Raw genomic sequence first — 14565 nt, 5'->3', positions numbered from 1 at the left:
AACTCGCCATGGATCTGTATTTTTTGCGCAGGCTTATCTAAAGCTGTGTAGGTTTACGCGGATTTGCGCGCTGCCATCGCTTCGGCGAAACGCTCAAACAGGTAGAAACTGTCCTGCGGTCCGGGGCTGGCCTCCGGGTGGTGCTGGACGGAATAAACCGGACGATCTGAGATGCGAATACCACAGTTGGAGCCGTCAAACAGTGAGACATGGGTCTCTTCAACGCCATCGGGCAGGCTCTGACCGTCCACGGCAAAGCCATGGTTCATTGAGGTGATCTCAACCTTGCCGGTGGCGTTTTCCTTCACCGGGTGATTGGCGCCGTGATGGCCGTGGTTCATCTTGACGGTCTTGCCGCCAAGCGCCAGCGCCAGCATCTGGTGGCCGAGGCAGATCCCGAACATTGGCAGATCGGTGGTGTCGAGGATCTGCTGGATCATCGGCACGGCATATTCACCTGTGGCGGCGGGATCACCGGGGCCATTGGAGAGGAAGACACCATCAGGGCTGTGCGCCAGCACCTCCTCAGCGGTGGCGGAGGCGGGCAGCACGGTAACGTCGCATCCTGCAGAAGCAAGGCACCGCAGGATGTTGCGTTTCGCGCCATAGTCGATGGCGACGACTTTATGCTTCGGGGCCTCCTGCCGGGTGTAGCCCTCAGGCCAAGCCCACCGCATCTCATCCCAGCGGTAACTCTGGGAGCAGGTCACGTCTTTGGCCAGATCCAGTCCTTCCAGACCGGACCATGCGCGGGCCTTGGCGACAAGGGCTTCGATGTCGAAGTTGCCGTCAGGGTCATGGGCCAGTGCCACATGCGGCGCGCCGAGCTGGCGGATTGCGCGGGTGAGCCGGCGGGTGTCAATGCCGCCGATTGCGATACGGTTGGTCCGGGTCAGCCAGTCTTTCAGCTCTTCGGTGGCGCGCCAGTTGGAGGCCAGTGTCGGATCCCATTTCACCACCATGCCTGCCGCGACCGGGTCAGCGGTTTCGTCGTCTTCCGGGGTGACGCCGGTATTGCCGATATGAGGGAAAGTGAAGGTTACGATCTGCCCAGCATAGGAGGGATCAGTCATGATCTCCTGATAGCCGGTCATGGCGGTGTTGAAGCACAGTTCTGCAACTGTTTCGCCGTATGCTCCGAAGCCGTTTCCGTAAAAGATGGTGCCATCTGCGAGCGCCAAACATGCGGTGGGTTTGGGCGTGACGGTATCGGCCATGGCGCGACTCTCCAATCTGGGCAAAATTCATGGGCTTGTAAGGGGAGGGCCGCAAGGCGTCAAGCCTGCGTGGACGTGATACGGCGGTGTTCGGGCAGTCTTCTGGCTCGGCTGCGCGTTTGATGGCCGCTTGGGAGTGCCCCAACGTCATTCGAAAGGCCGCAACTTGAATTGCCCTACCACATTAGGTAAAGATCCGGCTTCCGACTCCGTGGGAATGGACAGATAAATGGATACGCGAACTCGGGTCAATATGGCCCTGAAACAGGCCATGAAGGACCGCGCAGCAGCCCGACTGGCAACCCTGCGTCTGATCAATGCCGCGATCAAGGACCGCGAAATTGCCGAGCGGGTGGATGGCGAAGCGGGTGGGATCGGCGATGCTGAGATCCTCGCGATTCTAGGTAAGATGACCAAGCAGCGCAATGAAAGCGCGCGCGCCTATGAAGAGGGCGGGCGGCTGGATCTGGCCGAGCGTGAATTGGGCGAGATTTCAATCATCGAAGAATTCCTGCCCAAACAGTTGAGCGATGACGAGGTGGCGGAGGCCGTAAAGGCCGCTGTTGTCGACACCGGTGCCCAATCGATCCGGGATATGGGAAAGGTGATGGGCGCGCTGAAGGGCAAATACACCGGCCAGATGGATTTCGGCAAGGTTGGCCCACTGGTCAAGGATCAGCTTTGCCAAGGGGGCGATTGCTGACCTGCCGCTGACTGGCGGATATCGGTGTAGAGATCAGAAGCCCGCCGCGTTTGGCGGGCTTTGTTGTGTGCGAGGCGTGACGGGGTGTCGGCCTAGGTCGGCGGCGCGCTCTAGGAAGCTGTCCCGTATGTCTGCCGCAAACGGATTGTCGCGCAGGATGGCCTCCAGCACACCGGGGGCATCTCCGGTTACCATCCGGCTGGCCTGCTGCATCAGCTCGAAACTGGCGGTGGTCATCCGCAGGGTCTCCGGCGCAACCTGATTGAGGGCCTGGGCGATCAGGTGGGTCAGCCCCTGTACCGTCGCCAGTTCACGATCATGCGCTTCGGGCGTGGTCCAGATCACTTCAAGCCGGAAGATATGCCGTAGCACTGCCGCCAAGCGCAACGGGCGACCGCCGCGGAGGGGGCAGAGCGCGATTTTCTGACCCGCGAGCCCCTGCCGGGTGCTTTCGGGACCAAAGAGCGGATGGGTGCCAAGCAGATTGACCTCTGGTGGCAGGACGCGTTGCATCACGTCGGCGGGGGCCATTTTCACCGATCCGACATCCAGGACCCATGTCCCGGGCCTGACCAGTGGCGCAAGCGTGTGGCATAGCGGTTCCATCGCGCCAACAGGCACGGCGAGGATCACCAAGGGACAAGCGGCGGTCTCAGCGAGGGAGACGAACCGAAGCGATGGGTGGCGTGGTCTCTCATCGGTTTGTACCGGATCATATACGCAGATCGGCAGCAGCGGTGACAGGTGACGGGCAATCAGCCGCCCGAAGGCACCAAAGCCGATCAGGCCTATACGGGAGAATTGAGGAGGTTGGGGCATCGAAATCGGGCTCCGGTCTGTGCCGCGATGCCGATGGAAAGGATGGGAGATGATGCCTAAGACCGCCGGATCGCGGCGGGATAAACATCAAAGAAATGAGAATGCGTCCGCCGTTATGGAAACAGCGGATAATAGACGGTCGAAAAGATCAGGTTTGCATTGGTCATATGGCAGCCATAGCCGGGCTGAGTGTCTATGTCAAAGGGCTGCAGGTCGAAGGCCTGTCATGCCTTGCGAAATGCGGCCTGCAACTCATCATAGAGCGCCTTGCGTTCATCCTCTGACAGGAAGGCACCGATTTCCACCTCGCGACCGCTGCCGCGCAGGGTGACATAGTTGGGAACCGGGCCATCATCTGTGTGCAACTCGACCTCGGTCCAATACCGATTGCAGCTCCAGTTCTGCCTCTTGCCAGTCGGATTGATGCGCTCCAGGTGCGCTTCGCTTGGGTCAAGGGTCAGCACCTCCAGCACATGACGGTCGCGGCGGCTGCGGTCCAGCGCCCATTTTACCGCAAACAGCGTGGCAGTCACAAAGGGCAGAACGCCCCATAGCGCAGCGCTGCCGAGGAGCGGGATCATCGGAATGGTGATCAGCGCAGCGAGCGTTCCGAGAAAACGCACATACCCCTCCGGTGGCAGCGATTGATACGGCCAAAGATGCAGCTCTTGGTGACTGTCAGTCCGGGCGGTGGTCCATTGGTAGGGCATGGCGTGAATTTAGCGTCTCGGCAGAGGCTGTCCAGCACTCCGGGGCAGACATCTTCAGCAATGTGCGAGGATGTGCTGATGCCAAGAAGAAGGCCCCGAAGCGGGTGCTTCGGGGCCTGCCGGTGTTTCAGCTCATCAGCACCCTAGTGCGAATGGGAGCGATCCCAGTCTTCCTGCTTGGGCAGGATTTCGAAGGTATGCTCTGGCGGCGGAGAGGGCAGGGTCCACTCCAGCGTGTCGGCATATTCGTTCCAGTAGTTGTTCTGGGTGATGCGAGCGCCACGCAGCAGCGAGTAGATCACAACGCCAAAGAACAGCAGGAACGATGCAAAGGACAGGAACGCGCCATAGGACGAGATCTTGTTCCAGTAGGCGAAGCCCTCCGGATAGTCGATGTAACGACGCGGCATGCCCTGACGCCCGAGGAAGTGCTGCGGGAAGAAAGTCAGGTTTGCGCCGATGAAGAACATCCAGAAGTGGATCTGGGCGCCCAGCTCGTTGTACTGACGACCGGTCATCTTGCCGAAATAGAAGTAGATGCCCGAGAAGATCGCGAAGACAGCGCCCAGCGACATCACGTAGTGGAAATGCGCAACCACATAATAGGTGTCGTGATAAGCACGGTCGACCGACGCCTGCGACAGAACCACACCGGTCACACCACCAACGGTGAACAGGAACAGGAAGCCGAACGCAAACATCATAGGTGCTTTGAACTCGATCGAGCCGCCCCACATGGTGGCGATCCAGGAGAACACCTTAACCCCGGTCGGAACCGCGATGACCATTGTGGCCAGCATAAAGTAGGCCTGCTGGTTCAGCGACATACCGACGGTGTACATGTGGTGCGCCCATACGACGAAGCCCAGAACACCAATCGCGATGATCGCCCAGACCATCGGCAGATAGCCGAAGACCGGCTTGCGTGCGAAGGTCGCGATCACGTGGGAGATGATGCCAAAACCCGGCAGAATCACGATGTACACTTCCGGATGGCCAAAGAACCACAGGATGTGCTGATACAGGATCGGGTCGCCGCCGCCGGCAGGGTCAAAGAAGGTGAACCCAAAGTTACGGTCCATCAGCAGCATGGTGATCGCACCCGCCAGAACCGGCAGGGACAGCAGGATCAGCCAGGAGGTGACGAAGATCGACCAGGAGAACAGCGGCACCTTGAACAGGGTCATGCCAGGGGCACGCATGTTCAGGAAGGTGGTGATCATGTTGATCGCACCCAGGATCGAGGACGCACCAGAGACGTGAACGGCGAAGATCGCCAGGTCCATGGAGAAGCCGCCTTCGTTGGTGGACAGCGGCGGGTAGAGAACCCAGCCGACGCCGGAACCGGCCTGATCGTTGCCGCCCGGTGCGAGGACCGAGGCAACCGCCAGCGAGGTACCCGCGACATACATCCAGAACGACAGGTTGTTCATCCGCGGGAACGCCATGTCCGGCGCGCCGATCTGCAAGGGCATGAAGTAGTTGCCGAACCCGCCGAAAAGCGCGGGAATAACCACGAAGAACATCATCAGGATGCCGTGGCCGGTGATCAAAACGTTCCAGAGGTGCCCATTGGGGGTACATTCCGCAGACGCATCTGCAAAAAGACGTGCACCTTCGAGGCACATGTACTGAACGCCGGGATCCATCAGTTCAAGCCGCATATAAACGGTGAACGCGACGGAGATGAAACCAACGATCGCCGAAACGATCAGGTAGAGAATGCCGATATCCTTATGGTTCGTGCTCATGAACCAGCGGGTAAAGAAACCGCGCTCGTCTTCGTGGCCGTGACCATGAATGGCTGCATCTGCCATTAAGGTGCCTCCTGTTGCATAACGATAGGCCCCAAAAAACCGTATAGGTGGGCCTAGACTCATCTTGCGTTTTAGTTCGCCCGCAACAGGCCTTCAATGGCGGAGTTTGATATGGATCAAGAATAATTGTCGCGGGCAGCTCCGTTTCGGGCTGCACGGACTCCCGTCGGGTGTCGCGGGCCGGCCTGCGTTTTGGCGCCCGCATAATTCATCGCCAATACCGCAACGCGATACTGTTTTGTCAATCAAGATGCCGTGGCGCGCTTGACCCTGATGGCCAGCGGCGCGAAAGTCCATCTGACGACCTCACGGAGTGCAGATAGTGGCGCAATACGATCCAAACAATATCTTCGCGAAAATTCTGCGCGGAGAGCTTCCTTCTTACAAAGTGTATGAGGATGAGGCGACCTTCGTCTTTATGGATATCATGCCTCGATCTGACGGTCATATGCTGGTCATCCCCAAGACGCCGTGCCGCAATCTGCTGGATGCTTCAGCTGAGCAGCTGGCCGCTGTGATGGCCACGGCGCAGAAGATGAGCCATGTTGCGATGCGCGCGTTCGATGCGCAGGGCGTCACGGTGCAGCAGTTCAATGAGGCTGAAGGGGGGCAGGAGGTTTTCCATCTCCATTTCCATATCCTTCCCCGTCGCGGCGGGGACACGGTGCGGCCACCGGGTATTATGGCAGACCCCGGCGTCTTATCCGAGCACGCCGAAAAAATGCGTGCGGCAATAGCTGCAAGTTGACCAGTAGTCGGGGCTACTCTTGGATGCGGAGATCTGCGTTTGAGACGTGCCGTAGGTCGTGGTCCTAAGTTATTCTACCTTGACGCGAAAAAATGATTGATATGTGTGGCCCGTTTATTCTACGGTCACCAAAATTTTCACGAAGTCCTCAAAATTTTGGGTTTTGCCGCGTCAACAAAGTACCGGAGCGCACAGATGGTGCGTTCCGATACGGATGGTGCGTTCCGGGGAGCGCTCACAGTGCTGCTGCCGGAGCGTTTGGCCAATTGGGGGATGGAACCCTGACCAAGGCACGCTGCTGCTTTGGTGAGATCAGGGCTAATTGTGGTTGTCCTGCACGCGTTTGATCGCTGCAGGTTTGCAAAGTGACGGGCGTTTTGCCTGTGTATGTTGCTGAGGAGGGGCCGTGGGTAAGACGGCAGGGGATAATAGTGTTTCAGATGGTTTGTCAGACGAAACAGTGGCAGCCGCAGTATATGCTTCGGTTCTGGGCGCGGCCAATGCCGAGGCCTGGCGCGACCGGTTGAACCGGGCCGGTTATGATGATGTTTCTGAACTGGCCTCCCGATCGGCGATTGGTTCTGGCCACGCCAGCAGGCAGACTGCGGCTACGGTGGGCTGGGAGGGTCTCAAGACACAGGCGAGTGACATAGATCTCACCTCAGTTTTTTCGGCTGAGGGGGAAGCAACAGGCCCTGTTCTGATCGGGCGCCACTTCGACAGGGCGATTTACCTCAGAAGTCGATTGGCAGCCGCGCAAAATCATGGCTTTTGGCCTGAACTTCAGACCGTGCTTCCTTGCGGTGATCGCAATTGGACACTGGTCTCGCACGAGGCCGAGGTTCTGGCCGCAGGGGGCGACTGGCCCGGTAGCGGGCGCGTCACTGATCCGTTTATGTCCGAAAAGTTGCAGATCAAGGATGCTGATCTGCCAAAGTGGCAAAACCTCTTTGACGCTGGTGCGCGGCGCCCCGCGCTTGTCCTCTTGCGGGCTGCTGGGGGGCGCCTACTGATGTGTCAGCCCCTTGGTGGGCGTGCGGTTTTCTCCAACATGACCGATGGTTTTTCCGGTTCTGATCAGATTGGTTCGGGGCGTGTGGATCGGCCTTTGCGCCCCCTCGGAGCGGCAGATCTGGCCGCGCCTGCATTCTTGGTGGAGCAAGTGCAGACCGCCTGGTCCGATATGGCCGCAACCCTGATCGCAAAGCGGTTTGGCTTCGGCCAGCAGGAAATGTCGCTGCTGCGGCGTCTGCTGACCAGTGACGATTGGATCGAATTGCGAATAGGCACAGGTGGCCAGCGTGGTCCCGAGCTGGCTGTTCTGGGCCGGATGCTGACCAAGACGGCGGCACCGAGTTGTCCGGAAATGCTGCGTTTTCTGGCGCATCTGATTGCCCAGACGGTGGAGGACTACAAGATCGCCGCAGGGGTCGCCTCGCCGCCGCAAAAATGGCTCTCTCTGCCGTGTGGGCTAAGTTCGCGCTATCTGCGTTTTGGCGCGGAACGTGGGCAGGCGGTGATTTTTGTTCACGGGATCTTCGACGGTATCGCGGGGGTGCAGAGGTTGCAGCCTATGCTGCGCGCGCGCGGTTTGCAGGTGCTGGCGCCATTGCGCTGTGGATACGGAGCGTCGGACCGATTGCCGCGGCAGGCTGATCCTGTTGATCTGTTCATAACGCAGCTTGAGGCGCTGATCGATGCCGAGGGTCTGGAGCGACCTATTCTCCTCGGGCATCGCAGTGGCTGCATGTTCACCGCCGCAGCGGGGCGTCGGCTGCGGGACCGTTTAGGCGGAGTTGTCGGTGTTGGCGCGACACTGCCGTTGCCCAGCATAGGGCAGGCCGGAGCTTTGCGCGGGCATCAGCGCGCCATGGCGCTCAGCGCGGTTCATGCCAGGGCGGTATTGCCGTTGGTGGTGCGCAGCTGGTCCCGGTCGGTGCGTCAGAAAGGACCACAGGTACTGGTCTCGCGCCAGATAGCAAAAGACAGCGCGGATCGGAGATTGCTGGCGGATCCCGGATTGAGCGCCGTGCTGGAACAGAGCCACAGGATGATGATGCAGCATGGGCGCGGCGGATATGAGACGGATTTGCGGCTGGCAGCGCGCTCGCGTGACACACGCCACAGTGCCAAGGCAGCGCCCACCATATATCTGCATGGTGGTGAAGATACGGTGACCCCAGCGGAGCGCTTGCAGGCGGCGCTTGGCCCCGGCAGTGCGGATCTGCAAATCCGTATCAGCAAACGGGCTGGGACCATGCTGCTTTATGCGCAGCCGGAACTGGTGTTCGCGGCGATTGAGGATTTGCGGCAGCGCATCCCCTCGTAAGCGCGGATACACTGCCGATTTTGTAGGCTGGCCTAATCTGTAGGGCAGGTGTCAGCTGTGGCAAATGCCACATCGAAGCACTGCTTCAATGCCACATCGACATCGGTCATGGTCACAGGCAGGCCCAGATCCACCAGGCTGGTGACGCCAAACTCGGTGATGCCACAAGGCACGATACCATCAAAATGGCTGAGATCCGGTTCGACATTGATCGAGATGCCGTGAAAGCTGACCCATTTGCGCAGGCGGATACCGATGGCCGCGATCTTGTCTTCGGTCTTTTCACCATTGGCACGCAGGGGCTTGTCGTCACGTTCGACCCAGACACCAACTCGACCATCGCGGATATGACCGGTCACATTGAAGCGATCAAGCGCCAGGATCACCCAACGTTCCAGTTGGCGCACGAAGCACCGCACATCACGGCCGCGCTTGGCGACATCCAGCATGACATAGATCACGCGCTGCCCCGGCCCGTGATAGGTATACTGCCCGCCACGCTTGCTCGGATACACAGGAAAGCGGTCAGGATCTGTCAGATCTTCGGGCTGGGCTGAGGTGCCGGCGGTATAAAGCGGCGGATGCTCAACCAGCCAGATGCACTCCTCTTGGGTTCCCGCGGCGATCCCAGCGGCACGGTCTTCCATGAAGGCGACGGCCTCGTCATAGCCGGTCAGGCCTGAGGTGGTGATCCATTCAACCATCGACGGTGTCCTTTGTTACGACTTTTGTAACCAGTATAGCGCGGCGCGCCGAATTTTCTGGCCTGCCCTGCAGGTGGTGCGCTACCGTGATTGCATGTTTTCATCAATAGGGGGGCGCGTAATATGTTCTCAAAATCACTTAAAACGACATTGGCCGCATCAGTTCTGGCAACCTCAGGGGCAGCACCCGCTGTTGCCGATAACCTTGGCGCGGCGCTGGTCGGTAGCATCATCGGCGGTGTAATCGTCAACGAAGCGCATAAGAACCGTGCGCGCAAACAACCGGTTACGCGCAAACGCACCTATTCTCCGGCGCGTGCCCAGAACCGTGAAACGCAAACCGCACTCAATTATTTCGGTTTCCAAGCAGGTTCTCCTGACGGTGTGATGGGGCGCAAATCCCGCGCCGCCGTGGCACAGTATCAGGGCCACATGGGGTTTCCTGCAACGGGCCAGCTGACCCAATATGAACGTGATTTTCTGGTGTCGTCCTACAGTCGGGCGCAAATCGGCGGTCCGCAGGTGATCAAGGCGATGCAGGGGCCGAATGGCGTGCGTGGCCTTCTGCGCACCTGGCGGGATGAGGCCACCGGCACCCGTAGCGCTGGCGCTGGCGGCTATGGCAGCTATGGGGGGTTGCCCTTCGAGGTCAGCAAGGCCGTGGACGAAATCGCCGCCAGTGCCGATCCCAGTGCCGAGCAATTGTTGCAGCGGTCCGGATTTATGCAACTGGCGGATCTGAATGGGGACGGTAAGAACGATTATATGATCGACACCTCGGTGTCGGGCAGTTCCTTCTGGTGTGGGGCGTCGCATTGCTCTGTCATGGTGTTTGCCTCAACTCCGCAGGGCTATCAGCGCAATGATTTTATGGCGCGTGGCGTCACCACGGCGAATTTCTCCTGTCACCAGGGGGTGTGCCGGATGAGCGACGAACCGGCGTCCGGCACAGTCCAAGCGGGCGCGCCGACGCCCGCGCCGGCACCAGCACCTGGTGGCAGCGTGGGCGGCACGGTGCTCGCTTCCGCGCCACAGGTCGCGGCTCCTGCTCCTGCGGCTGGTGGTCTCGCGGCGCTCCAGCTGTTCCAGCAACCGGCACCGGCGGCGAATACAGCCTCTCTCACCAGCCATTGTAGCAAAGTCAGCCTGCTCACCAGCTCCAACGGTGGTTATATGACCGTGTCCAATCTGCGTGATCCTGAGTTGGCGCTTGGTGAACAGTTCTGCCTGACGCGCTCCTACGCGATCAACTCCGGCGAAGCCCTCGTCGCCAAAGTGCAGGGCGTGAGCCAGGCGCAAGTCGATAGTCAATGCGATGCCTTTGGTCCTGTCGTGCAGCCCTATCTTGCCAAGCTGGGCAGCACAGGCAGCGACGCGCTGGTCTCCGATCTGCAGAAATTCGTCTTGCAGTCCAACATGTCGATCGAGCAGCTCTCCAATACGGCGGGTATCTGCCTGTTCTCCGGGTACCGCCGTGATAACATGGAGGTGGCGCTTGGCGCGGCCTTGATCATGGTTGGTGTTGGACAGCGTCCCTACGCCGAGTTGATCGGCCACCATCTGGCACAGGGGTTCGGTGTGGCAAAGTCGCCGGAACAGGCGCAGGGCTGGTACCAGACAGCCATCGCAGCCCTGGAGACGGGGTCCGAACCGGTTTTCGCTCCAGGTCAGCCGGAACGTCTGGCGCTGATCAAGGCAGCGTCAGCCGGGCTCACCGGCACAATCGCGCAGCCGGTTCCGGCATCCAGCACCGCCGCTGCCCTGCCGAGCTTCTCAACTGACTGAGTTTTCACAGAGCAACCACAGCTAGTGTCGGGGGCGGAATACACATCCGCCCCCGTTACATTTGGAGGCAATAGAAAACCCTGCAAAATGGTCATTTTGCATCTTCACAACCGCGCCACGCTCGTCTATACGCCGCTACACCAAGTCAAGACAGTGCGGTCGTGGCGGAATTGGTAGACGCGCAGCGTTGAGGTCGCTGTGGGGTAACACCCGTGGAAGTTCGAGTCTTCTCGACCGCACCAAAACTTTCCCTTAAGTACCTGTATTTATTGGCGCTGCTGGTGGCGGGCCTAGAATGGCCCCACAAATAGCCCCACAAGCGTTTAGGTGCTTTCGGCGCTACCCTCAATCCAAGCGCAGACCTCGGACACTTTCAGCAGAGACCGGCCCTGCGCCTTGTGAATTGTGATCAATCCCTTTTTCGCAGCCCGATAGATCGTATCGCGGGAAACCGAGAACACTTTCTTGGAATCGGTCACCGGCACATAGATAGGTTGTTCGCTCATGGTGCGTTTCTCCGGCTATTTCTGGATCAGTCTTCGATGCGGTGGACTTCCCAGCACACCTTGCATTTGGCGTAGTCGGGAACGTCATTCTCCGGGTCGGCATCGTCCCGGTCATGCAGCGCGTCATAGTCAGTCATGACAGTGCCGCAGTTGGCGCATTTGGGCAGGTCATCGTCTGTCATGGTGCCTCCGGGGTTAGGTTTAGCAGGACTTGCGCCCTTGGATGCGGCGGTTGTTCTCCGCCTCAAATCCGAAGGCGATGATTTGCGCATGCAGAACCCAGTCGTCGGTTTCCATTGCGCGTGGGCGGGTGCAGATGCACGTGATTCCACCTGGCGAAAAATCTGATCTCCGGCAGAGCAGCGCCTCGTTCTGGCAGATCCGATCTTGAATGAACCAGCCATCAGGAAATCCATCCTTGATGATCCGGTCATTGAAACGGGGCTTCTGGGGTGACATGCGGCCTCCGGTGCGTTTCGTGGTTGGGGTTAGTAGGAAAGGTGGGGGTTGATCGCTCTGGAATGGATCTTGACCGATGCGATCTCGGCCATGAATTCCACCAAGGGCCATTCGCATTCCGAGTGTAGATATGCCGCATACCTTGCGGCAGAGTGGCTCTTGGCTGGCAACAGGCTTGGTGGGTAATCACCATGGCCCTTGTAGGTCACAGCATACCGCGCAGGGACGTGGAGGTTTTCGAGGATGTAATCTCGCAGAGCCGACCGCCCTTCACCAGTGACGCTGAAATAGGTCGAGCCATGAGCTTTGTTGCCGCTGGTCCAATGCGGGGATGCGCGCATTCGTTCCGCAGTCTCGGCGTCGTCGCCAGTGCAGAAGTAGTTGCGGTACGTCTCGCCCATGATCTCGTCCGGCCACGGGCAACCCAGCGCATGATGGATTTCCTGAAAGTGGCGGTCATCAATTCGGGTGTTGAATTTTCGCATTTTATGGCTCCATCAAAGGGGTGCGGTTTCCGGGTTATAAGAAAGTTCAAACTCGCATCGGCATCAGGACCATGATCAGATCCGTATGTGCCTCACTGGTGGCCAAGGCAGGTGCGCCATTGTCTTTCGCGCGTAAGCGAATGTTCCCCATCGTTGCCGTTGTCTGGGCCAGGTAGAGAGTGTTGAAACCGATATCTGGCCCGGACTTGCCCTTGGCGGCATAAGTCACTGACATCTTGCCATCGTGATCCTCTCGGCCAATCGTCATGGTGCCCTTTTCAGGGGAAATCTTGCAGCCAAGGTCATGCGGTCCGGCCATCAAACGAAGGCGCTGAGTGGCGGATTTGGGAATGATGATATCGAACGCCTGTTCCCCGTCGACTGAGGGGATGACCCGGTTGTAATCCGGATATGTGCCATCGATCAGTTTGCAGTGCAGTTCGCGGTCGCCCATCTCAATACTAAGAAGGGTGGGCGTCTTATCGGCACCGCGATAAGTGATCTTGGCAAGCTGATTGCCGTTTGCGGTCAGCATGGCTGAAAGCGGCGTTATGCCGATCCGCGGGAAGATCACATCAAATGGCGGATTTGGCGCTTTGAGATCCAGGCGCGCAAGCCGATGTCCGTTCGTCGTCACCATGCGTGACGCACCGTCGTGTGAAGTCCAGTAGATCCCGTTCAGATAGTACCGGGTTTCTTCGGTCGAGATACACGATTTGACCAAGTTAAGCGCTCGGAGGAGGGTGTTTTCGCCGACCTCAATGCCGCCCAGGGGCTCTTGCTTATTGATAGTTGGCCAGTCCTCGGGCGGTGCCATGACATTCATGGCAAGGGACATGCCGTCAGCCGTCAGAGTGAGGAGATCCTTGGCAACGTCATGCTCAATGGTGACGGTGCCGGACAGACCTGCCGTGACTTTCATCACTCGGTGGCCGTTCATCACAAATGACCAAGCGTCAGAGGTGTCGCAGGAGAGTGTCTGCCGTGCTTCGCGATCAAGGCAGGTGGCAGTGATAGCTAGCTGGCCGCCTTCAACCTGAAACAGGTTCTGGCTCAAGATCGGGATGCGTGACCACGTTTCCCGCACCTTGTTGACCCAAGCGAGGGCGGCGCGAAGTTCTGAGATGTCGACCTTGAGTGATTTGGTGGCGACATCAGTCTTGATTTCACTGTGAGCGTTCATCTTAGGGCCTTTCGGTGCATGGTTCCATTTGGGCGCGGCCGGTTTCCGTGAGTGGGATTGCCGCCTCAACAAGCGGCTCGATCCACGGTCGTTCGCCTGTATCTTCGCCGCTGATCTCGCGCGCCACATGCAGCACGAGGGCGGCGGCATCCGTCACAAGAAAGCCGCGCGGTTCGGGTTGGCAGGATATCGCTGTGACCGGGATGTGGATCACGATTTCGTCTCCCTCGACTGTTGCAATGGTCATGGTGCCTCCGGTGGCAGCGGCGCCTGTCCGTTGTAGGGGCAGTCAGGCCGCCAGTCGGTGGCGCGGCGGGCCGGGGTCAGTCGGCACGACATACGGGCCGCGCTGATCCACGCAGACAGCGCGCTGGGCAGGTCAATGCCGTCTACGCTGATGCCCAGAAGGTCCACGCGCCAATGCGCCTCATGGGCCGGAACACCGGGCGTGATCGGGCGCGCGGTGCCGCCAAGCGTGCGCAGCAGGGTTGCCCGCCCAAACACGCCACGATGTTCCATCGCTAGCGCTGCGGCATAGACCTCTTGAACGCTGGCGGGCATCATGCGGCAACCTCGTGAGGTTCTACCTGAGGCGACAGCTTGGCGATCCAATTGCTGATCGCCTCATCCTCGCCGATGCCGGTCGCGCAGACGCCGTACAGCTGGATTTCCACCAACGCGCGCTTTGGAAAGGGGAAGGGGTAGAGTCCACCGGTTTCGATCACCGCGCAGGCCACAGCGTCACGGCGTTCACGGCCCTGCAGCTGGGCAATGGTCTGCGCAAAGCGGGCTGCTGTGGTTGCGGCGCTCATGCCACCGATCCCGCCTTGACGGTTACACCTTCGCGTCCAGCGAGAATGCGGGTCAAGCCATTGGAGAAACGGAGCCGCGCCGGAGCAACCTCGGCAGACCCTGCCAACGCCGCGAGGCGGTGACCCAGCAGCTCACCCGCCATATCGGGGAGCAGATGGCGCGCCATCGCGGCCAGTTCCTCATCGGGCAAAGTCGCCAGCGACGTGGCGGGGTCCATCGATGAGAGGTCCCGCAATTGGTTTGTGGAAACCAAGTCGTCGTGGCCTGTTTTCGCTTTACCTCTGTTC

General features: G+C 59.5%; 18 protein-coding genes and 1 tRNA gene. 5 read left to right on the top strand and 14 right to left on the bottom strand.

All coding sequences use genetic code 11. The features are described from left to right. Nucleotides 1-53: 53 nt before the first annotated feature. Complete coding sequence (carA, locus tag INHI_RS0112810; protein WP_027247900.1) at nt 54-1217, bottom strand: glutamine-hydrolyzing carbamoyl-phosphate synthase small subunit; 1164 nt, start codon at nt 1215-1217, stop codon at nt 54-56. 229 nt (nt 1218-1446) lie between these two features. On the opposite strand from carA, the gene INHI_RS0112805 reads away from it, so the two are divergent. Further along, nucleotides 1447-1920 carry a GatB/YqeY domain-containing protein gene (locus tag INHI_RS0112805; protein WP_014873764.1) on the top strand — a complete coding sequence of 158 codons (474 nt, stop codon included), beginning with the start codon at nt 1447-1449 and terminating at the stop codon, nt 1918-1920. Between the two features lie 33 nt (nt 1921-1953). On the opposite strand, the gene INHI_RS0112800 is transcribed toward INHI_RS0112805, so the two are convergent. From INHI_RS0112800 to ctaD, 3 genes are all read right to left on the bottom strand, one after another. Beyond that, nucleotides 1954-2739, bottom strand: a complete 786-nt coding sequence (locus INHI_RS0112800) for a prephenate dehydrogenase (protein WP_027247899.1) — start codon at nt 2737-2739, stop codon at nt 1954-1956. Between the two features lie 224 nt (nt 2740-2963). Beyond that, nucleotides 2964-3449 (bottom strand): DUF2244 domain-containing protein, encoded by a 486-nt coding sequence (locus tag INHI_RS0112795; protein WP_027247898.1) that lies wholly within the window; start codon nt 3447-3449, stop codon nt 2964-2966. A 143-nt stretch (nt 3450-3592) separates the two neighbouring features. Beyond that, a complete protein-coding gene (gene ctaD / locus INHI_RS0112790; protein WP_014873767.1) occupies nt 3593-5266 on the bottom strand; it encodes a cytochrome c oxidase subunit I in 1674 nt (557 codons plus the stop codon). A 322-nt stretch (nt 5267-5588) separates the two neighbouring features. Here ctaD and INHI_RS0112785 point away from each other — a divergent pair, with 322 nt between their 5' ends. Both INHI_RS0112785 and INHI_RS0112780 read left to right on the top strand, forming a co-directional pair. Then, entirely contained in the window at nt 5589-6014 is a 426-nt protein-coding gene (locus tag INHI_RS0112785; RefSeq protein ID WP_014873768.1) for an HIT family protein, read from the top strand. A gap of 406 nt (nt 6015-6420) precedes the next feature. Beyond that, nucleotides 6421-8343, top strand: coding sequence for an alpha/beta fold hydrolase (locus INHI_RS0112780; RefSeq protein WP_027247897.1), 1923 nt, complete (start codon nt 6421-6423; stop codon nt 8341-8343). 32 nt (nt 8344-8375) lie between these two features. Here the strand turns inward: INHI_RS0112780 and lipB are convergent, their stop codons facing one another. Next, a complete protein-coding gene (lipB, locus tag INHI_RS0112775) occupies nt 8376-9047 on the bottom strand; it encodes a lipoyl(octanoyl) transferase LipB (RefSeq protein ID WP_014873770.1) in 672 nt (223 codons plus the stop codon). A 123-nt stretch (nt 9048-9170) separates the two neighbouring features. Here lipB and INHI_RS0112770 point away from each other — a divergent pair, with 123 nt between their 5' ends. Together INHI_RS0112770 and INHI_RS0112765 are read left to right on the top strand one after the other, a co-directional pair. Beyond that, nucleotides 9171-10832: a peptidoglycan-binding domain-containing protein gene (locus tag INHI_RS0112770; protein ID WP_027247896.1), complete on the top strand. Its 1662-nt coding sequence runs from the start codon at nt 9171-9173 to the stop codon at nt 10830-10832. 155 nt (nt 10833-10987) lie between these two features. Continuing rightward, nucleotides 10988-11074: transfer RNA gene (locus tag INHI_RS0112765), tRNA-Leu, on the top strand. Between the two features lie 81 nt (nt 11075-11155). Here INHI_RS0112765 and INHI_RS20540 read toward each other — a convergent pair. The 9 genes from INHI_RS20540 to INHI_RS0112720 are packed head-to-tail and all read right to left on the bottom strand — an operon-like array spanning nt 11156 to nt 14495. Further along, nucleotides 11156-11338, bottom strand: coding sequence for a hypothetical protein (locus tag INHI_RS20540; protein WP_036767062.1), 183 nt, complete (start codon nt 11336-11338; stop codon nt 11156-11158). 26 nt (nt 11339-11364) lie between these two features. Next, on the bottom strand, nt 11365-11520 hold the full coding sequence (locus tag INHI_RS21110) for a hypothetical protein (protein ID WP_155805599.1): 156 nt from the start codon (nt 11518-11520) through the stop codon (nt 11365-11367). A gap of 19 nt (nt 11521-11539) precedes the next feature. Beyond that, nucleotides 11540-11797 (bottom strand): hypothetical protein, encoded by a 258-nt coding sequence (locus INHI_RS0112750; RefSeq protein ID WP_027247895.1) that lies wholly within the window; start codon nt 11795-11797, stop codon nt 11540-11542. A gap of 29 nt (nt 11798-11826) precedes the next feature. After that, nucleotides 11827-12282: a hypothetical protein gene (locus INHI_RS20745; protein ID WP_051338968.1), complete on the bottom strand. Its 456-nt coding sequence runs from the start codon at nt 12280-12282 to the stop codon at nt 11827-11829. A gap of 46 nt (nt 12283-12328) precedes the next feature. Further along, nucleotides 12329-13465, bottom strand: a complete 1137-nt coding sequence (locus INHI_RS0112740; RefSeq protein WP_027247894.1) for a DNA polymerase III subunit beta — start codon at nt 13463-13465, stop codon at nt 12329-12331. Between the two features lies 1 nt (nt 13466). Next, a complete protein-coding gene (locus INHI_RS21155) occupies nt 13467-13712 on the bottom strand; it encodes a hypothetical protein (protein WP_027247893.1) in 246 nt (81 codons plus the stop codon). After that, complete coding sequence (locus tag INHI_RS20740; protein ID WP_051338967.1) at nt 13709-14029, bottom strand: hypothetical protein; 321 nt, start codon at nt 14027-14029, stop codon at nt 13709-13711. Before INHI_RS20740 ends, INHI_RS21155 begins: the two co-directional genes overlap by 4 nt. Beyond that, nucleotides 14026-14277: a hypothetical protein gene (locus INHI_RS0112725; protein WP_027247892.1), complete on the bottom strand. Its 252-nt coding sequence runs from the start codon at nt 14275-14277 to the stop codon at nt 14026-14028. Before INHI_RS0112725 ends, INHI_RS20740 begins: the two co-directional genes overlap by 4 nt. Continuing rightward, nucleotides 14274-14495 (bottom strand): hypothetical protein, encoded by a 222-nt coding sequence (locus INHI_RS0112720; RefSeq protein WP_027247891.1) that lies wholly within the window; start codon nt 14493-14495, stop codon nt 14274-14276. Before INHI_RS0112720 ends, INHI_RS0112725 begins: the two co-directional genes overlap by 4 nt. Nucleotides 14496-14565 lie beyond the last annotated feature (70 nt).

This window comes from Phaeobacter inhibens DSM 16374 (genome assembly GCF_000473105.1).
GTDB classification, from domain to species: Bacteria; Pseudomonadota; Alphaproteobacteria; order Rhodobacterales; family Rhodobacteraceae; genus Phaeobacter; species Phaeobacter inhibens.
Note: the sequence above shows the minus strand (reverse complement) of the source record. Positions and strands in the feature narration are given on the sequence as shown.